The sequence below is a fragment of the Methylobacterium phyllostachyos genome (genome assembly GCF_900103445.1).
Classification (GTDB): domain Bacteria; phylum Pseudomonadota; class Alphaproteobacteria; order Rhizobiales; family Beijerinckiaceae; genus Methylobacterium; species Methylobacterium phyllostachyos.
In genome coordinates this window covers 12,719-32,115 of record NZ_FNHS01000026.1, presented here as the reverse complement: position 1 = coordinate 32,115, position 19,397 = coordinate 12,719, and the positions used below count along the sequence as shown (strand labels likewise).

The 19,397-nt window shown below is 67.9% G+C and carries 10 protein-coding genes; 2 read left to right on the top strand and 8 right to left on the bottom strand.

Annotated elements, in window-relative coordinates:
• Window positions 1-85: 85 nt before the first annotated feature.
• From BLQ49_RS27145 to BLQ49_RS27125, 5 genes are all read right to left on the bottom strand, one after another.
• A complete protein-coding gene (locus BLQ49_RS27145) occupies window positions 86-2,473 on the bottom strand; it encodes a glycosyltransferase family 2 protein (RefSeq protein WP_091722334.1) in 2,388 nt (795 codons plus the stop codon).
• A 160-nt stretch (window positions 2,474-2,633) separates the two neighbouring features.
• Window positions 2,634-3,116, bottom strand: coding sequence for a hypothetical protein (locus tag BLQ49_RS27140; RefSeq protein ID WP_244507775.1), 483 nt, complete (start codon window positions 3,114-3,116; stop codon window positions 2,634-2,636).
• A 142-nt stretch (window positions 3,117-3,258) separates the two neighbouring features.
• On the bottom strand, window positions 3,259-5,742 hold the full coding sequence (locus BLQ49_RS27135; RefSeq protein ID WP_091722329.1) for a glycosyltransferase: 2,484 nt from the start codon (window positions 5,740-5,742) through the stop codon (window positions 3,259-3,261).
• 171 nt (window positions 5,743-5,913) lie between these two features.
• Window positions 5,914-7,710 carry a glycosyltransferase family 61 protein gene (locus BLQ49_RS27130; RefSeq protein ID WP_091722353.1) on the bottom strand — a complete coding sequence of 599 codons (1,797 nt, stop codon included), beginning with the start codon at window positions 7,708-7,710 and terminating at the stop codon, window positions 5,914-5,916.
• 25 nt (window positions 7,711-7,735) lie between these two features.
• Window positions 7,736-8,845 carry an aminotransferase class I/II-fold pyridoxal phosphate-dependent enzyme gene (locus BLQ49_RS27125; protein ID WP_091722326.1) on the bottom strand — a complete coding sequence of 370 codons (1,110 nt, stop codon included), beginning with the start codon at window positions 8,843-8,845 and terminating at the stop codon, window positions 7,736-7,738.
• A 321-nt stretch (window positions 8,846-9,166) separates the two neighbouring features.
• On the opposite strand from BLQ49_RS27125, the gene BLQ49_RS27120 reads away from it, so the two are divergent.
• Complete coding sequence (locus BLQ49_RS27120; protein WP_091722323.1) at window positions 9,167-10,945, top strand: glycosyltransferase family 61 protein; 1,779 nt, start codon at window positions 9,167-9,169, stop codon at window positions 10,943-10,945.
• A 194-nt stretch (window positions 10,946-11,139) separates the two neighbouring features.
• Here the strand turns inward: BLQ49_RS27120 and BLQ49_RS27115 are convergent, their stop codons facing one another.
• Window positions 11,140-11,799, bottom strand: a complete 660-nt coding sequence (locus tag BLQ49_RS27115; protein ID WP_091722321.1) for an acetyltransferase — start codon at window positions 11,797-11,799, stop codon at window positions 11,140-11,142.
• Window positions 11,796-13,067: an ATP-grasp domain-containing protein gene (locus BLQ49_RS27110; RefSeq protein ID WP_091722318.1), complete on the bottom strand. Its 1,272-nt coding sequence runs from the start codon at window positions 13,065-13,067 to the stop codon at window positions 11,796-11,798. The genes BLQ49_RS27115 and BLQ49_RS27110 overlap by 4 nt, the downstream gene beginning before the upstream one ends.
• 361 nt (window positions 13,068-13,428) lie before the next feature.
• Between BLQ49_RS27110 and BLQ49_RS27105 the strand changes: the two genes are divergently transcribed.
• Entirely contained in the window at window positions 13,429-15,210 is a 1,782-nt protein-coding gene (locus BLQ49_RS27105; protein WP_091722315.1) for a glycosyltransferase family 61 protein, read from the top strand.
• Between the two features lie 87 nt (window positions 15,211-15,297).
• On the opposite strand, the gene BLQ49_RS27100 is transcribed toward BLQ49_RS27105, so the two are convergent.
• Window positions 15,298-19,086 carry a rhamnan synthesis F family protein gene (locus BLQ49_RS27100; protein WP_091722312.1) on the bottom strand — a complete coding sequence of 1,263 codons (3,789 nt, stop codon included), beginning with the start codon at window positions 19,084-19,086 and terminating at the stop codon, window positions 15,298-15,300.
• Between the last annotated feature and the right edge of the window lie 311 nt (window positions 19,087-19,397).

Sequence of the window (19,397 nt, the reverse complement as noted above, 5' to 3'; positions counted from 1 at the left end):
ATCGATCGAGCCGAACGGTCCGGCGAACCCGCCGGCCCCGTCTCCAAGCGGAGACCGCAGGATATTCATCCCCGCGAGCAGCGCGTTAATCCGTCTTCTTCACGCGATGCGTCAGGATGATCGACAGCCAGGGCACGACCTCGTGCCCGATCTCGATCCGCAACAACACTTCGAGGTGCAGCGCGTAGGGAAGGACGAACTGGAAGCCGCAGCGCGCTTCCTCCATCGTCGTCGGCATGTCGCCCAGGACCGCCGCGATCACATCCGGCCGGTGGACGTCGACGGGAATGCGCTGCACGACACCATCGACCTCCGCGACGAGCGTCGCCTTCTCCCGGTTTGCCGCGACGATCCAGCCCTTGAACACGACCTGTCCGTCCTGGATCTCGGCCCAGACCCGGTCCGGTGGCGATTCGAGATGGGCACGCGCGAAGGCATCCGGCACTGCGCCGTCGAGCTCGGCGACCGTGCAGCCGACCTCGAACTTCTCGAACCCGCGCCCCTCGCCGAAGATCGTCGCGAACCGCTTCTGGTACTGGGCGATGAGGAGGTTCTTGATGGTGTCGTCGAGACCCGACCACTGCCCCTTCGTCTGAATCGTGTAGACCGACAGGATCTCGCGCAGGAACGCGATGCGGCCCTTGTCGGCGACGTAGAGGTTAAGGAGCCAGTCGGCAGCGCCCTGCTCGTCATAAAAGGATTCCGGCACGCGGCGGAGCGCGTCGGCCCGATAGAAGCAGGCGGAGAAATTGGCGGTCAGCGGCGCCCGGGCAAGTACCGGGAAGCTGATCGTCCCGGTCTGGTAGCGGCCCTGCTCCTCGTGCGGCAGGAACGATCCGTTCGCGACATGGTGGAGCAGGACCCAGTTGAAGCACATGTCGAGCCCCGGGTCCGTCCGCAGCATGCGCAGCTGCAGGCCGATCTTGCGGTCGGAGATCCAGTGATCGTCGCCCTCGCAGAAAGCGACGAACCGGCCGGTGCAGGCCCCGATACAGTCGCGCATGTTCTGCAACATGCCGAGATTGCGCTCCCGGGGCCGGACGGTGATCCGATCCGGATGGCGTTGCCGGTACGCCTCGATGATCTCGGCGGTGCCGTCCGAGGACCGGTCGTCGCCGATCACGACCTGCATCCGGAACAGGCCACGCTGGCCGAGCACGCCGTCGAGGCAGCGCCGGATGGAATCGGCCTGATTGTAGGCCGTGACGACGACGCTGACGGTGAGCTGATCCTCGATCCAGGTCCGCAGGGCGGCGGGATCTTGCCGCGGCCGGTCGGCACCGTCGAGGCCCATCTCCTTCAGGGCCGTCTCGGCGATGTCGGGGTGATCCTCGATCAGCTGCGCGAGACGCTCCGGATCCTCCTCGTCGAGATAAGCCTCGGCCAAGCGTCGGAAGATGCGCCTCTGGGTGGCCTCGTACTCGGCGGCATAGCGGCCGCCGAAATGGCCGCGCAGCTGCCGGTAGAACTCGATCTCCGACTTCCCGAGCCGCTTGTGCCGCGCGAGCACGGTGTCGAAGGCGGCCCACATGCCGCCCGCGTGCTTGCGGTACACGGCCATGATCTGCGGCAGGAACCCGATCCGGCCGACCTCGGCATGCATCAGGTGGATGTACCAGTCGGCCGGGATGATGCCGCGGCCGATCTGGAGCGTCTCGCCGCCGCGATACCGCCAGCGGTAGAACACGCTGTTGGTCTGGATGAAGTTGTGCGCGACGAGGTCGGACAGGGATGGGGACGGGTTGGGTTGCTCCGGATACTGTTCCTCCACGGCCGGCATGTCTTCGTAGACGACCTTCACCGGGTGGTAGCACAGCGTGTATTCCGGCCGCTGCCGCATGTAGTCGAGCTGGCGCTGCAGCTTGTCGGGATCGGTCCAGTAGTCGTCGCCCTCACAGATGGCGACGTACTCGCCCGAGACGCGCGAAGCGATATCGTCCAGGTTCTTGACGACGCCGACATTCTCGGACCGCAGCACCGCGACGATGTTCGGATGGCGTGCCGCATACTCCGCGACGATCTCGGCGGTCCCGTCGGTCGACCTGTCGTCCCCGACGATCAGCTCGAAGGCGAAATCCGTCTTCTGGGTCAGGATGCTGTCCAGTGTCTGACGGATGAACGGCTCTTGATTGTACGTGATACAGAGGACCGAAACGACGGGCTTGCCGTCCTCAGGGCCGGTGGAGGCGAGGCCCTGCTGCTGCCGCAGCCAAGCCGCGAAGGGATTGACGTAGGCCGCATCCGCCGTCTCGTCCGGCGTACCCGGAAAGTCGGGCCGCGGCTGCCGGCCCAGCCGGGCGCCGTACTTCACGTAGTGCTCAAGCGGCGACAGGTCGGTCAGGCCGACATCGGGGTAGCGCGCCGCGTACCAGAGGTGATCGAACTGCCCGCTGCGGTAGATCGTCGAGAAGTCGTCCTGCCAGGACTCCAGCCGAGGCGGAGCCGAGGCGTCGGTCTCAGCGGCGGTCTGCATCGATCGTGTCCTCGCACAGGTCTCGGCCGCTGGCTGCCGTCGAGCGCGGCGACACTCCGATCACCGCAGCCGGCGCGGCGTTTGCCGGGCGCACTCGAATGATGGGTCTGTCACGGGCCGGGCCGGAGCGCGCGGCGCCGCCGGAAGGCCCGGAACGGCCTCAGAGGGCGCATGGCGGCCGCGCCTCGGCGTAGCCGTGATTGAAATAGTGCTGCGTCGGATCGGCTCCCGCGCCCGCCACATCGTCGTTGCACTTGAGGTAGAACTCCCGGTCGAACAGGCCCGAGGATTCCAGCCACCGGAGCATCGTGTCCTGGCCGACCACCGGCGCGCCGTCGGGCGCCGCCGCAGCAGCCTCACGATAGAGTTCGACCAGCCGCGCGATGCGGGCAGCCACGTCCTTGGCGGAGGGCCGACGGACCGACGCCGCGACGACGCTCGACTGTTCGCCCGGGCGCCGCCGCTGCAGGTCGGCCTCGGCCAGCCGGACCAGCCGGGCGAGTTCGCCCTGGGCTTCCTTCAGGCGAGCCTGCGTTTCGGCGAGCTCTGTCCGTAGCGTCTCGACGTCCTCGCCCAAGAACCGCTCCGTCCCAATCACGGCGCCCATGGCGCTCAAGCTGCGGTCGTGCAGCGGACGCCGCATACCGGCAGTCGCGACGGCTCGGCCGCCCGTCGCCCGGGTGATACGATCGCCCCGACAGCCCGGTCAACCCTTTCCGGGCGCTCGGGCTGGCCGAGGGGCGGGCGCCGGGCCGGCCCTGATCCCCGCCGCGGCGGGATCCGCGTCAGTCGAACGCCACGCCCTCGGCCTTCTGCGCGACCGTCACCGACAGCCAGGGGGCCAGCGCGTCCTCGGCCTTGATCAGGAGGCGGACCTCCAGGCGCCGATCGAACGGGAGGGTGAAGCGGAAGCCGCAGCGCGCCTCGTCGACCGGCGCCGGCGCGTCCCCGTACAGGGCGGCGATCACATCGGAGCGGGGTTGATCGACGGGCCATCGATGCGTCTCGCCGTCGACCTCGGCGACGAGCGTCACCCGGCCACCGTAGGTCGGGACCACCCACCCGGCAAAAACCACGTGCCCGTCCTCGATCTCGGCGCCGGCTCCGGTGGCCGGAGCCTCGAGATGGGCGCGGGCGAATTCGGGGGACAAGGCGGTGTCGAGATCCGCGACCGTGCAGACCAGCGCGTAGGGCTCAAACCCGCGCCCCCGGCCGAAGATGGCGGCGAATTGCCGGCGCCGGAGATCGATCCGGGCCGCCTGGATCGCGTCGGGGCGATCGGACCAAGACCGCTGGTCCCGGATGTCCCAGACGGAGAGGATCTCCCGCAGGAACGCGACGCGGCCCGCATCGGCGACATGGAGATCCATCAGCCAGTCGTCCGCGCGGACATCCGCGAAGAACGCATCCGGCAGACGCTTCAGCGCGGCGGCGCGGTAGAGGCCGCCCGAGCGGTGCGCGGTGATCGGCGCCCCGGCGAGATCCGAGAAGCGGATGGGTCCGGTCGCGAGACGCCCCTGCCCCTCATGCGGCAGCAGGGACCCCTCCGCCACGCGGTGCACGAGCACCCAGTTGAAGCACAGGGCGAGCCGGGGATCGGTCCGCAGCATCCGGAGCTGCTTGGCGATCTTGCGGTCGGAGATCCAGGGGGTATCCGGCTCGCAAAAGGCGATGTAGCGGCTGTCGCAGGCCGCGATGCAATCCTGCAGGTTCCGAAGCGGATCGAGATCCTGCGCGCGCGGACGCACGGCGATCCGGTCCGGATCGAGCGCACGGCAGGCTTCGACCGTCGGCGCGGCTCCTTGCGCCGCGCGCTCATAGCCAACGATGATCCGGAGCCGGAACAGGCCGCGCTGGGTGAGGATCCCGTCGAGGCAGCGGTGGAGATCGGTCGCGTGGTCGGGCGCGGTCACGACGACGCTGACGGTGAGCTGCTCCTCCAGCCAAGTGCGCAGAATCTCCGCATCGCCGGCCGGCAGGCGCGCGATGTCGAACCCCATCTCGCCGAGGGCCTCGTGGGCGATGTCGGGATGGGCCGCGATCAGGCTGTGCAGACCGGGCACGTCCGCCTCGTCGAGGCAGGCCTCCGCGAGGCGCGCGAAGATCATCCTCTGCGAGGCCGCGAAGCTCGCCGCGAAGCGACCGCCGAAATGGCCGCGCAAATCGCGGAACAGCGCGATCTCGGCGCCACCGAGCTTCCTGTGCCGCGCAAGTTCGGAGGCGTGGGCCCACATCCCGCCGGCATGCTTACGGTAGACCGCCATGACCTGCGGAAGGAAGCCGATACGCCCGACCTCCGCGTGCATGAGGTGCAGATACCAATCGCCTGGCGCGATGCCCTCGTCGAAGCGGAGCGGCTCGCCGGCACCGTAACGCCAGCGGTAGAGCACGCTGTTCGTCTGGATGAAGTTGCGGGTGGCGAGGTCGGCCAGGGACGGCTGGGGGGCGCAATGCGCCGGAAAGATCGTCTCGACGCCCGGCATATCCTCGTAGACGACGCGCACGGGGTGAAAGCACAGGGTGAACTCGGGGTGGTCCCTGAGGAAATCGACCTGCCTCTGCAGCTTCGTCGGATCGGTCCAGTAGTCGTCCCCTTCGCAGAAGGCGACGAACTCACCGCGGACGCGCATCGCGAGATCGGAGAGATTCCTGATGGATCCGAGATTCCGCGCGCGCGGAACCGCGATCAGGTTCGGATGCCGCGCCGCATATGCGGCGATGATCGCCGCGGTCTCATCGGTCGAGCAATCGTCGCCGACGAGTATCTCGAACGGAAAATCCGTGATCTGGCCGACGAGGCCCTCCAGGGTCTCTCCGATGAACCGCGCGTGGTTGTAGGTCGTGCACAACACGGAGACGACGGGCTTGTCCGGATCCGCCTGCGCGGTCGTTCCATCCCGGCGGCGGATCGAAGCGGCGAGGGGATTGACGAACGCAGCGTCCGCCGTCTCATCCGGGACGCCTGGACAATCCGCCCGCGGCTGCCGACCGAGGCGCGCACCGTACTTCACGTAATGCTCGAGGGGCGAGAGGTCCGTCAGGCCGACATCGGGGTAGCGGGCGGCGTACCACGCGTGGTCGAACAACCCGCTGCGGTAGATCGTCGAGAAGTCCTCCTGCCATCGTTCCAGCGACGGCCTGGGGCCGTGCCCGATCGCCTCGGTCACCAGGCCAAGCCCTCGTTGCGATGCGCTCTCGTGCGCCGGGCCGGCCTCCAACCCGGCGGAGGGCGCTCGAACCGGGGCAGCATCGCCAGCAGTGGTCTGCATCAATCGAATCCTCGGCTACATCCCGGCCGATTGCCGTCGTCGATCAGCGGGCGCGAAGCCTGCAAGCCCTGTGGGTCGCCACCGGTGCCCGATATCCCGCGACAGGCCGCTCAGGCCGCCGGACATTGCGCCATCCGGAGGCGGATCGGCTCTGCGCCCGCCCCGCCTCCGTCACGTCCTGATGCAGCCGGCAAGGGCAGGCGAACGCATCGTCAGCTGAGCGACCGCGTCGGTGACCCGCTTCGGATCGACGCGGTAATTGGCGTGAAAGGCATGCACGTTGTCCTTCCGCGCGCTCGACTTGCCGCGCAGGAACGTGATCTGCGCACCGCCGGCCTCGACGTAGCTGGTATAGCCGCGGAAGTTGAAGCTCAGATCCTCGTGAATGAGCCCGAGGATCTGGCATCCGGGCCGGGCGAAGAGCGCGTTGTTGAGGGAGGAGTTCGACGACCCGACGACCAGGGCCGCGGAGTGGAACAGGGCGACCTGCTCCAGGAACGAGAGCGTCTCCGGATAGATCACCTCGAAGCCGAGGGGGCGCAGGCGATCGGCGACCTCCTGCTCGTTCTCAAGGACGCGCTGCGTGAAGGCCTTGCGCGAGATGAACAGCCGCCGATCGTTCCGCTCGGACAGCACGCCCCGCTCGCGGGCTCGTTCGAGGATCCGCTCCCGGATCATCCCGAAGATGTCGGCGGGCCAGATCGTGTCGTAGAACGTTTGCCGGGGCTTCATATCGAACGGGAAGAAGGCCGGCACCGGCGCCATGCCGAGCGTCCCGAACGAGACCGGCCTGGGCGGCAGCTTGATCACCGGCCGGTTGCGGGTGTCGAGCAGGGACAGGATCTCCTCGTGGGTGCCCGGCATGTGGTCGTCGATGCAGAGCGGGATCCCGTCCGGGCAGCGCGGATCGTTGTAGCAGAGCATCCGCGGCACGAACTCGCTGAACCAGTGCCCGTAGTTCCGGCTCTGAAGGCCGAACATCACCAAGCCGGCCTCGATCCGCTCCGCGTTCTCCGGGATCTCGATCAGGGCGCGGGTCCGGCCGAACGCCGCCATCATGATCTGGTCGAGATTGACCCCGTCCTGGATCAGGATGTCCTTGCGGCGCGGGTGCGCGGCCACGTCGTAGACGACCCGATCGCCTTTCACGACGACGTTGCTGCGCGGAAACGCGTGGGCCTCCTGCAGGAACGCGAGGTAGAGCGGCGGCATGTCGAGATCACCCGGCTCCGACAGCAGGGGCGGGGGCGGCTCCCAGAACTTGAGGGCCGGGGCCTCGATCCGGCGGCCGGGCAGGATCTCGACGTAGGAGGCCTCGCCCGCTTCGGCGAGAGCCTTGACGCCGACGATCTCGTAGGCGGCGAGCGGCGCGGAGCCGTGCACGCGGCCGGTCCGTTTGTGGAGTTCGATCGCCTCATCGAACCGCCCCTCCGCGAGCAGCGCGTCGAACTGCAGGCGGCGCAGGTTCTTGATCTTCACCTCGAAGGTGTCGCCGTCATGCGTCAGCGCCGCGCCGCCGTGATGGTCGCGGGCGATCCGGGCGAGCAGGTAGAAGCGTACGGCCCGCTCGACCTCCCCGTGCATCTCGCACGCCCATCCCAGGTCGACGAAGGAGGGATCCGCCCGGCCGGGATCCTCGGCCGCCGTCTTGGCCTGCTGGAGATCGTCCAGCAACGGCTCGACCGGATCGAAGTCGTCGCGCCCGCACAGGTCGAGGATCCGGGCACGGATCGCGGCGAGCCGGTAGCGCGGCGCCCGGGACCGGGCAACCCGCGCGGCCAGCGCGTAGGCTTGGGCGGCGAGCCCCACCCTATCCTCGGACTCGAACCGAAATCCGAGCGTCGCGAGATGCTGGGCGGCCACGTCACTCGGCTCTGCTGCGCTCAGGGCGCGTTCCAGGGCCTCCAGCCCCTCCTGCGTGCCGGATTGGGCAGCCTGAACCAGGATCTGCCGGAATGCCTCGCCCATCATCGTCGCCCGTTCGGATGGCAGCTCAGCGGGATGACAGGACCTGCCCGGCGCACCCGCAGACTTCCGCGATCTGCTCCGGCGCGAGGCTCGGGAAAAACGGTATGCCGATCGTGGTCTCGGCCACGCCCCGCGTCGCGGCAAGGCCGTCGTGGGGGCAGGTGGCGAAGGTCGGGTGCGTGTGGCAGCCGCCGCCATACCAGCGCCGCCACTGGATCCCGGACCGGTCGAAGGCCGCGGTCACCTCGGCGACGGCGCCGGCGTCGAAGATCGCGTTGGCGGTCATCGTCAGCCAGTCGCGGCCGAAGCCCGCCTGCATCGGCACGCCGATCGCCTCGAACCCCGCCACATAGGCCAGCGAGACCTCGCGTAACCGGGCGATGCGCGCGTCGAGGCCGTCGAGGACGGCGAGCCCCACGGCGGCGGCATATTCGGAGATGCGGTAGTTCCCGCCGCGCATCTCCGAGACGCGGCTGCCGGCTGCGAACCCGAACCCCGTCATCCCGGTGATCGCCGCCGCCATCGCGGCATCAGCCGTGATGATCGCGCCGCCTTCCCCGATCCCGAGCGCCTTGGTGGCGTGCAGGCTGATGCACAGCGGTTGCGCGCCGACCTGCCGAAGATTCAAGCCGGCGGCCGCGGCGTCGAAGATCACCGGGACACCGTACTCGGCCTCGAATGCCTCCCAGGCCTCGATCTCGATCGGTGCGCCGCATGGGCTCACGACGACGACCGCCGCGACGTCGCCGGGATTGGCCCGCAGGGCGCGGGCGGCGATCTCCGGCGTAAGCGCCAGGGACCCGGGATCGACATCGGTGAAGTAGGGCGTGAGCCCGACATTGGCCGCCGCATGGGCGGAGGCGATGAAGGTCCAGGACGGCATGACGCAATACCGGCCGGGGCGGCCCGCGCTGCGGTAGCGCAGGGCGAGTTCGATCGCCGTAGTGCCGTTGCTGGTCAGCGCCGCGTGGACCGGGCCGTCACCGCTCTGCGCGCCGATGAGCCGGCACAGCCGGTCGGTGAACGCCTTGGTCAGGGGCCCGTAGTTGCTGTAGATGTGGGCCTCGTCGATCCGGCGCAGGTAGGGGACGATCGCGTCCGTCTCCGGGAGGCTCGGGATCAGTACCGGGATCATCGCTCGACCACGCCTTCGCTCTCGATCGCCGTCACCCATGCAATCCAGCGACGAGGCCCGCTATACATGCCCGTGCAGGGGTGCGGAAGGCGCCCCGACGGGCAGCCTGACCGGCAAAGCTTGGCACGGACGGGATCACGGGTGAGGCCGGAGCCTTCGGGTGCCTGTGCGTGATTGGGCAGCGAACGAGTCGTCGGCCCGCCCGCGCATCGATGCGCCCCGGGATCGGCGCTGGACCGCGACCGGTCGCGCTCGTCAGGGGAGGCGGCTTCCGATACCGGTCAGATCGTGATCCCCACGGCGAGGGGACAGGAGGGCAACATGCGGCCGAGCGCGGCGTTCATGGATCTGGTCAAGGGCGTGGGCGGCGCCAACGCGTCCCGGATCCTCGGAGAGCTCGCCGCGGTCGCGTCCAGGGAGATTGCAGCGGGCGTGGGCGCAGCGTCCATCGTGCAACACCTCGAGACCCTCGCTTTCCGGCTGGAGGGCAGCAACCGCCCCGTGGAAGCCTCCGGGACCTACGAGCTGATCGCCGATATCGATGCGGACCACCGCGAGCGCTGGCGGACGGCCGCCGTCACCGTGAGCCTCCGGGGCCTGTGCGGGCAAGGGCGCTTCGATGAGGCCACGGCGCGGGTGGCCGCCCTGCGGCGCGACGGGAATCCGGGCGTGGCGATCAAGGCGGGCATCGACGCGTTGATGAGTCTCGCGTGGCATCACGAATGCCGCTACGAGGCGGAGGCCGCGGTGCAATGCTACCGGCTGGCGCACGAGCTGAGCGGCGGCGGCCATGGGCTCGCGACGGTCGACGGGCACACGCTCGAGCGCAAGATCCGGGACATCCGGATCCTCCAGATGCGCGCGCTCGCGGAGGACGGCCGACACGAGGAGGCCATCGCCCTGCACGAGCAGACGCGCAGCCTGCTCGGCCTCGGGCCGATGCGCATCTACGACATCAGGTCGGCGCAGCAAGCCGCCGCCGACGGCCGGGGCCTCTACCACGTGGTGCGGCCGGGCCGCCGGATCCGCGAGCCTGAGATCAGGTTCCTCGAAGGCCCGGTCGCGCTCGAATCCCAGACCGGCTCCCTCGACGCCCCGCCCCAATATGTCGCGCTGTTCCGGAACTGTCTGGCGTTCCCGCGCAGCAACGTCGTGCTCCAGGACGACCGCCTGATCTATGACCTCGCCGCGCATCCGCAGAGCGCCACCTTCGATATCCGGGACGGCGTCAATCCCGATCAGATCATGATCGCCGCCTACGGCAGCGGACGCGCCCTCGTAGCGCCCCCGCCTCGGCTTCAGGAGATCGACGCGGGCCTGATGCTGTTCGGCCTCCAGAGCCGGAATTACGGCCACTGGCTCCTGGAATTCGTCGGGCGCATGCTGTGCTTCAACGACCGCGCCTGCCCGTCCGGTCTCCCGCTCTGCATCGACGACAACATGCCGGAGACGCATCGGCAGATCATCGAATTGATCGACGCGCGCGACCGGCCGGTGCTGCCACTACCGGCGGTGCCGGCGCGATTCCGGGAACTCGGCCTCGCGCCGGCGCCGACCCTCCTCCCGTTCGACACACACCCCGGTCACCCGGTCTACGATGCCGTCTGGCCGGGCGACGTCTTCGCCGACCTGCGAGCCCGTGTGTTCGAGCGGCTCGCGGCGCACGGCGTCGACCTGCGCCGGACGGGCCGGCGGATCGTACTCTCGCGGCGCGGCTTCGCGCAGCGCCAGCTTCTGAACGAGGCGGAGATCGTCGGCATCCTGCAGCAGCACGGGTTCGAGGTCGTCCACCCCGAGACCCTCGGCTTCGCCGAGCAGATCGCCACCTACCACGCGGCCGACATCATCGTCGGATCGGCGAGTTCCGCGCTGACCAACTGCATCTTCTGCCGGCCCGGTGCCAAGGTCGTCGCGCTGATCCACGAAGGCCTGTCGTTCAACTTCCGCGGCTATACCAGCATGATCGAGTCGAGCGGTGCCGACCTGCTCTTCGTGCGCGGCACCACCGAGCGGGCCGAGGGCGTGCATCCGTTCCACGCCAATTATACGGTCTCGCCGGACCAAGTCCTGCGCGCCCTGGAGAGGGTCGGCCGCGCATGATCCGTCCTGCATCCAGGGTCCGAAGGCCACGGCGCGCCGCAGCCTGCTCGGTGCGGCGGGACAGCTTCGTCCCCAGACTCGCGCCGCCCGGATAGGCTAGAGCCGGCCCGATCGCGGTGCAATCGGGCACGGCTCTAAGCCTTTGTTTTGTCGCGCTCTCTTGCGCCGAACCGGCTCCATTTCGGTGGAGCGCTCTAGTCGCGGCGCAGGATGCGGGCGGGATTGCCGACGACGGTGTGCCTGGGCAGGACATCCCGAATCACGATCGCGCCGGCGCCGACCAGGGCGTGGGCGCCGATCCGGATCCCCGGGATCACGGAGGCCCCCGTGCCGAGGAAGGCGCCCTCCTCGATGGTGACGCGTCCGGCCAGATGCACACCGGGGCTCAGGGTCGCGAAATCCCCGATCCGGTTGTCGTGCGCGATCGTGGTGCCCGGGTTGACCAGCACATGAGCGCCCAGATGGGCATCCGCCGTGATGGAGGCGTGACCGAGGATCATCGAGCCCTCACCCACGCTGCTGCTCGCACCGATCAGCGCCGCCGGATCGATGATCGAGGCGAAGCGTGCACCAATCGCGCGCAGGCGCTCCACCGCCCGTGCCCGTGCCCTCGGCTCACCCAGCGCCACGACGAAGCGGAGGGTCTCGTCGCCGGCAAAGTCATCGATGTTCCGGGACACCGGGCGATCCTGGAGACGGTCGGCGGCCGCGATGTCCGGATCGACGAGACAGGCGACAAACTCGATCGCACGTCCGAGGGTCTGCAGCCGCGGGAGCACGACCAAGATCTCGCGCGCCAGCGCTCCGGCGCCGAAGAGAACGAGCCGCTCGGTCTGTGATGTCGCCCGGATCATAAGATACCTTCGACGAGATCGAGGGACTCCGGACCGACCGTGATCGCACCACACATCTCGGCGACGTCTACGCGCTCCCGATACGAGTCGTCGATGAACATCGCATCCGGCCCGCGAACGTACTGAGACTTCCTCTCCCCATTCTTGAGGTGGATAATTTCGTCGAAGAATTTTTCGAGGCCTATCCGCGCAAGCTTCTCTTCGACGATACCGTCATGCCTCGTTAAGAGGACGATCCTTTTGCGCTTGTTGAATTTAGCGCCATACAGAATTCCGATCAAGCGATGGTTTATCTGGCTACCATCCAAGATTAACGTATCATCGAAGTCGACATAGAGGGTGTGAATTTCCGATCTGACGATCGTCTTAACGTAGAGCGCGCGATCATACACGAAGCTGAAATCGGCCGGGACGTGAAAGTTCACCGCCTGGCCGGAGAGCTGGTGAAGCCACGCATCCATGAAGTTGACGCCGCGGACCCGCTGGAATCCGGAGGAACCCGCGATCCTGTTGGCCACCTCCAGCAGCTTGTAGTGCCCATCGGCACCCTTCTTCATCTGGAAGAACCACGCTCCCGTCAGACGCAGCGCGTCCGAGATCTTGCCCGCGAAATGCGGGAGCTCGTCATCGTCGACCAAACGCGAGCGAACGGAGATGCCGCCGGTCGTGCGCACCCGGCTGCGGGCACTTGCAAACAGGACGCGGCCAGCCGGGTCGGAGAAGCAGTCGACCGTAACCTCCTCGCCCGTCAGCAATTCTTGAACGATGAGATTGCCGTCCGACTCGCGCATCCGCTCCAGTTCATCGCGATCGTGAACGATCTTGACGCCCCGCGAACCTTGCCCACGATCGGGCTTGCAGAAGACGGGGAAAATCTCCTCCCCGGGGGCATAGACCTGGGGCGCGGGAACAACGCCCTGCAATTTTGCAATCGTTGTCGATTTCAACTTCAGAACTTCGGCAAGGTCCGGCAGAGGTCCGGCGACGATGGCCCCCTCGATGCGACCGGCAAGCCGGAACAGCGCCTCGTCATGCGCTGGGATGACGAAGTCGATATTCAGCTTCCGGACCAGATCCTGCACGGAAGGCACGAAGTTCGGATCGATGACGAAAGGAACGAAGTGGCATTTATCCCCGAGGAGTATCTCAGAATGATCCTTGACGGAATTTCCGCCATGGACATCCCAGAATTTTGAAAACCTCAGGCTTTCGATGACCTCATGGGCGATCTCTGTCCCGGCGGGAACGACCAAAACCCTTTTTTTCATCGCTCACTCCAGGTCAAATACGGTCTTGCCGTTCACTACCATGTGGCACCTTCAACCTCCCGGCGCCCTCAGGCGCGTCGCTGCCCGGCGATCAGGGTAACGCATGAGAACGCGGTGAGCGGTGGCGGTGTGGTACGGGCGATAGCCTGGATCGGCAACCGTCCAGCCGGCGCGGTCCGCCGCGCTTGCGAAGCGCGATGCTTTGGGCGCTCCGCATCCATGGCCGCCGCGCGTAGGGACGGGCTCGCGGCGAGCCGGACGCGACGCGGTGCGCGACGCCGGGCGTGTTGCTCGTCACCACAGCCGCGATCCGTTACTGACCCGGGCAACACTGGATCCGAGGACGACGGACGGGAGAACCATGCGGCCGACGGCGATCTTCATCGACCTGATCCGGTCGATCGATAGCGGCAACGCCCCGGACAAGATCGAGGCGCTGGCCACCCTGCTCAGCATGGAGCCTCCAGGGGAAGCACGCGCGATCGCGACCCTGCGCCATCTGGAAGCGCTCGGGTTCAGGCTCGAAGGCAGCGGCCAGTTTGGGGCTGCGGCCCGCGCCTACGATCTCGCCGCCCCGCTCGACCCGCGGGGCCAAGAGCGCTGGCGGACGACCGCCGCGACGGCGCGCCTGCGCGACCTCGTCGAGCGAGGACTCTGGGACGAAGCGTCGGCGTTCGTCGCGGAGATGAGGCGGGGCGGCGGCGCCGAGCCGGCCCTCCGTGAGGTCGCCGCAACTCTCCTGCGGGTGGGTTGGGATCACGAGTGCCGGTACCGGGCGGAACCTGCGGTCCAATGTTACCGCCTCGCCTTCGCGCTCAATGGCGGGGATGCCGGGCTTGCGACCGGGGACGGCCACAACATCAGCACCAAGATCCGGAACCTGCGCATCCTGCAGATGAACGCCCTCGCGGAGGCGGGCCGGCACGAGGAGGCTGCGGCTCTTCACGAGAGTACCCGGACAATCGCCGGCCTTGGCCCCGTTGGTATCTACGACATCGTCTCGGCCCGGCAGGCCGCCCATGAAGGGCAGGGCGTCTATCGCGAGTTGCTGGCCGGCCGCAGGATGGCCGAGCCGGAGGTGCGGTTCCTTGACGGCCCGATCGCGCTGACCTCCCAACCCGGAACCCTCGATGCGCCGCCGCAATACGTCGCCCTGTTCACGGATTGCCTGACCTTCCCCCGGAGCAACGTCGTGTTGCACGGCCAGCGCCTGATCTACGACCTGGCGGCCCATCCGCTGAGCGGCGTTGCGGACATCAAGGACGGGGTCAATCCGGGACAGATCATGACGGCCGTCTGGGGCGCCGGCCGTGCCCTGATCGAGGCGCCGGCCGAGATCCGCGAGATCGAGGCCGGCCTGATGATGTTCGGATTTCAGAGCCGGCAATACGGCCACTGGTTGCTCGAGTTCGCCCCGCGCATGCTGTGGTTCAACGACCCCGCCTGCCCGGCGCACCTGCCGATCTGCGTCGACGATCATATGCCGGACACCCACCGACAGGTGATCGAACTCATGGACACGCGGGATCGACCCGTGATCGTGCTGCCCCCGGTCGCGACCCGGTTTCGCGAATTGGGCATCGCTCCCGTACCGGCTTTCTTCCCCTTCGACACACGGGAAGGATTGCCGACCTACGACGCGATCTGGCCGCAGGACGTGCTCGCCGCCATGCGGCGCGCGATCCTGGAGCGGCTCTCCGAGCATCCGGGCGGTCTCGGGCCCGCGGGACGGCGGATCGTCCTGTCCCGGCGCGGCTTCACGCAGCGCCAGCTCGTCAACGAGGCGGAGATCGTCGAGGCCTTGAGGCCCCACGGCTTCGAGGTCGTTCACCCGGAGCATCTGACGTTCGCCGAGCAGGTGAGGCTCTACCATTCGGCCGCGATCATCGTCGGGTCGGCGAGTTCCGCCCTCATCAATTGCATCTTCTGCCGACCGGATGCCCAGGTCGTGGCCCTGACCCACGAAAGTCCGGCCTTCTACTTCCGCGGCTTCACCAGCTTCGTCGAGTCCAGCGGCGCCCGCCTCCTGTTCGTTCGCGGCGCGACGCAGCACGCCGAGGGCGTACACCCGATGCATGCGAACTATTCGGTAGCGCCGAGCCAGATCTTGCGGGCACTCGCGCGCACGCAATCCGCGGGATAGCCCGCCCTTCGCCAGGCAACTCGCGCCGCGCGCCGGCCCGTCGGACGAAGCCCGGGCGGAGTCCGCCCCCGAACGGGTGGGTCGTCCCTATGGATTGGCGTACACCTTGTGGATCGGGAGACCGCAGAAATCGTCCTCGACGCCGAGGGCCCGCATCGGTTCGGACGGTGTGGTGATCAGGCCCTCCATCAGCATGCGTAGGAATTCCTGTGGCCCCCGCGAGGCGATGTCGGCCTTGAGCAGGTCCGCTCCATAGAGGTCCAGGGTTTCGGTGATGTACTGCTCGGCGCCCGCGTGCAGTTCGGAGAGGATGGCGTGCTCGGCCGGGCTGCGCGGGTCCGCCTTGAACAGGGGCGCGATCCGCCCGCCCGCCGTATCGTAGTCGACCACCTGTCCGTGGGGTGCGGTCAGGAAGGCCTCGACGGCGAGCGCGTGGGCCAGGACGGGCAGGGACGATGTCTCGGGATCGTCCTGGCCCGCGCTGAAGCAGCCGAACGCGGAGCCGCCGTCCTTCTCGACCGCAGCCGCCGTGTCGAGGGTGGTCATGTAGAAGCCGGTCAGCGGCCGGCCGAGCGCCACCTGCATCATCTTCTGGATCGTGGCCGAGTACCCGACATCGACCACGCCGTAGCTCCCGTCGGCGTCCAGCTTCTCCTGGCGGGCGTAGGCGCGAAACCGCTCGTTCAGGTCGGCGGCGTGCGCCATGATCTCCGCCTCCAGGGAGCTCATCACGCGCCGGACGACCGCCGCATCGTTCGGCAACCGCACGTCGTGGCGGTCCAGCCCGAGATGCGCCGGGGCCGTGAAGCTGGTCCTGTTCCAGAGAAGCCCCTGAAGGCTGCCGACGTAGCGTCCGGCCTCCGTCACCAGGTCCGGGCGGAACCCCTTCGCGAGGGCGGCACCGATCGCCATCTGGCGAGAAACGTAGAAGTACCTGCCCTCCGGCAGGGTCTTCAGATCGTAGCGTTCCTGGATCAGGCGGTAGATCTTGACCAAAAAATCGCCCTCGCGGGCGAGGAAATACAGCCGCTCGACCCGGGCCAGGGCCTCGTGCCGGATCAGCCAGGACATGAAGAGCAGCATGAGCGGCCCGAACACGGCATAGCCGACCTCGCGGGTCGAGCCGAGCGAGAGGTACGGTCGTTTCGCGCGCCCTAGGAACGGGTTGCCGCAGAGATGCAGCATGGCGTGGCCGACGACGAGATCGGATGGCCATGTCCGCGCGAGGTCGCCTTCGTCGCGGGCAAACCCGCTCTGGGCCAGGATCTTGGCCGGATGCGCGACGTGCAGGTACCGGATGTTGCGGTCGCACGCCGCCTGGATATCGGAATGCTCGTTGTCGCCGACATGCAGCCAGCGGGTGCGCGGCACCCCTTCGACGGCCTCGACATGGGCCCACAGGTCGCCCCTGTCCTTGCGGGCGCCGATCGCGTTCGAGACATAGACCGCCGCGAACAGGTCGGCGATTCCGACCTCGCGGAGGATGCCGCGGATGTCCGCCTCCTCGTAGTAAGTGTCCGTCATCAGGACGATGCGCTTGCCGCCTTCATGCGCGGCTCTGAGGACGGCGATGACCTCCGTGCGCGGGCGCAGGGCTCCGAGGTCGATCCGCTTCTCCAACGCATGCGCCCGCGCGACCACGTCGCGGGGGATCGGGCCGGAGGCCGCGAGTTCCGCGTAGATCTCCGACAAATCGACGTCGCCCTGGTGGTGACGACGGGCCCGGACCCGGTTCTCGGCAGCCCGGCGCTCCGCGAAGAGCGGAATGGGGCGGCCTTCCTCCATCGCGATGCGATGCTCGACGAGCTTGAGCACGGCATCCGGGCGCCGGGCCGGACGGCACACGAGTGTATCGAACAGGTCGAACGAGACGAGATCGACATCGCGCAACGCCTGCAGCGCCTGATCCTGGGTCCGGGCGCTGTACTGATGCCAGTTGCGGGCGCTGCTCCCGTAGCGGGCGAGCCCGCGGTCGTAGTCGAAGCAGACGGCGCGGTAGCCCTGCGAACGGCACACCAGGGGGATCACCCGCTCGATCGCGTGGGCGAGCGTCCCGTCAGTCTGGCCGTGCTCCTCCGGGAAGTCGTCGAGGGTCAGCCCTGCCATCAGCAGCGGTCGCAGGGCATCGACGCGTGCCCAGAACATGCCACCGACCGGATAGTCCAGATACTCGTCGAACCCGTCGTAGGACAGGCCGAGCCGGGCGAGCAGCCCGTGGCCGGTGCCGATATTCGCCAGCCATGTATGCGCCCAATAGACGATATGCGCACTGGTTTCGGGGAAGAACAGACCGATCTGGCGGTCCTCCTCCAGCAGCGCCAGGGCGATGGCGGCACAGGTGGAATTCGCGAACAGCGCCCGATAGATCTCGTCGCGCCAGCGCACCTGCTCGGCGCCGCTGAACAGCGATTTCTTGGTGTGAACGTGGAGTACGAGGTCGTAACGCAGGATGTCCTGCGCGAACACGGTGAAGAGGGGTCCGAAATTGCGGCCGCGGTTGCCCACCAGCGAGACCCGACAGCGGTGCTCCAGACCGGCGCGCGTCGCAGCCGCCTCGATCGCGCGCTTCTTCGCGGGCTCGTCGGTCGAAACCAGCAGGTCGAAATTCGGGACCGCGCGCACGAGGGGCGGGAGGAGGTCCTCGAATACGTCGACGTAGAAAGCATGGATGACGACGACGACCTGAGCCCCCACGCTGGTCCGCAGAATGACAGAGCGCCTCTCGATCGCCTGCGCGCAGGCATCGTGGGTGTAGGCCAAAGCGATGGGCCGTCCCTCCGCGCATCCACTGTCAAGATAATGCAGCAGCGGGTTCAGGCCGGCTTCGGCTACGTCGGGGTTGTTCCCGAGGTACCACAGCCCATCGAACAGCGGACCGGGATTCATCCCGAGCGCTGCTCCCTCAAGGAGGTAGTGGCGCGCAGCCCGGTCCGGCGGCAGCTCGGGGCGGTAGGTCGCCAGATACCACGGCGCATCGAAGTACGCGGAGGCCTCGATCCGCGCCAGCGCTTCCGGGTCGGCGAACGGACAGATCGGCCGCCCCTCCCGTCTCCCGTCGGTCAGGTAATGCAGCAGGGGATTCCGACCCGCTGCCGCGACATCGCGGTTGGTCTTGAGGTACCACGCCCCGTCGAAGAGCGGGCCCGGGCTCAGTCCACGCGCGGCCCCCTCTTGCAGGTAGTGCCGCGCAGCCCGGTCTAGCGCTATGTCGCGGGCTTGGGTTTCCCGGTACCACGCCGCATCGAACAGATCCGAAGCTGCGATCAGCGCCAGGGCCGCAGGATCGACAACCGGGCAAACCGGCCGCTGCTCGGAACGCCCGCATTCCACGTAGTGCAACAGCGGGTTCAACCCCGCCGTGGCGACGTCGCGATTGTTCTCGAGATACCACGGTCCGTCGAAGAGGGGGCCAGGGCTCAGGCCACGCGAGGCGCCCTCCTGCAAGTAGTGCCGTGCGGCTTGGTCCACCGCCACGTCGGGGGCCTGCGTCGCGTGGTACCAATGCGCATCGAACAGGTCGGAGTTCGCGATGCGCGCCACTGCCTTGGGATCGACGTACGGATGCGTCGGCCGCCCCTCGGCGCGGCCGTTCTCGAGATAGTGCAACAGCGGGTTCAGGCCCGCAGCCGCGACGTCGGGGTTGTTGGCGAGGTACCAGGGCCCGTCGAACGAGGGGCCGGGGCTCAGCCCCCGTGCGGCGCCTTCTTGCAGGTAGTGTCGCGCTGCCTGTCCCGGCGGCACTTCGGGCGCCTGCGTTGCCCGATACCATTCAGCGTCGAATAGCTCGGCCGTCGAGAGCCGCTGGACGGCCCCGAAATCGCGGTCGAGACCGAAAATGTTGCGCAGCGCCCGGCGGAACGCCCTGTCATTGATCATGTCGAGGCTCTGAGTGAAGATCCTACGGTGAGCGGGGCCGCCTCTCCGAGCATCGGACCCCCAGGGCGGAGGCTCGCGGCACTCCACAACGACCGTTGGTCTTTCCCCTGGCCGTCCGTGGCGCTTCCGACGCAACAGCGCTCTTATCCGCAAGAGACCTCATCAAGCCAGAAGAGACCTCATCGAACCGGCTGTGCCGACCGGCTTGCCGGGATCATATCGCCCACGGCCCAGCCTCGGTCCATCACTCCCAGCACCGTATCATCCTTCAGCCAAGTCCAATCGCCCCGAACCGAACGATCGAGAATGCG

What these genes read in the sequence shown, in the direction of transcription:
- BLQ49_RS27145 (WP_091722334.1), bottom strand. Translation starts at nt 2,473, where the DNA reads ATGCAGACCGCCGCTGAGACCGACGCCTCGGCTCCGCCTCGGCTGGAG.
- BLQ49_RS27140 (WP_244507775.1), bottom strand. Translation starts at nt 3,116, where the DNA reads ATGCGGCGTCCGCTGCACGACCGCAGCTTGAGCGCCATGGGCGCCGTG.
- BLQ49_RS27135 (WP_091722329.1), bottom strand. Translation starts at nt 5,742, where the DNA reads ATGCAGACCACTGCTGGCGATGCTGCCCCGGTTCGAGCGCCCTCCGCC.
- BLQ49_RS27130 (WP_091722353.1), bottom strand. Translation starts at nt 7,710, where the DNA reads ATGGGCGAGGCATTCCGGCAGATCCTGGTTCAGGCTGCCCAATCCGGC.
- BLQ49_RS27125 (WP_091722326.1), bottom strand. Translation starts at nt 8,845, where the DNA reads ATGATCCCGGTACTGATCCCGAGCCTCCCGGAGACGGACGCGATCGTC.
- BLQ49_RS27120 (WP_091722323.1), top strand. Translation starts at nt 9,167, where the DNA reads ATGCGGCCGAGCGCGGCGTTCATGGATCTGGTCAAGGGCGTGGGCGGC.
- BLQ49_RS27115 (WP_091722321.1), bottom strand. Translation starts at nt 11,799, where the DNA reads ATGATCCGGGCGACATCACAGACCGAGCGGCTCGTTCTCTTCGGCGCC.
- BLQ49_RS27110 (WP_091722318.1), bottom strand. Translation starts at nt 13,067, where the DNA reads ATGAAAAAAAGGGTTTTGGTCGTTCCCGCCGGGACAGAGATCGCCCAT.
- BLQ49_RS27105 (WP_091722315.1), top strand. Translation starts at nt 13,429, where the DNA reads ATGCGGCCGACGGCGATCTTCATCGACCTGATCCGGTCGATCGATAGC.
- BLQ49_RS27100 (WP_091722312.1), bottom strand. Translation starts at nt 19,086, where the DNA reads ATGATCAATGACAGGGCGTTCCGCCGGGCGCTGCGCAACATTTTCGGT.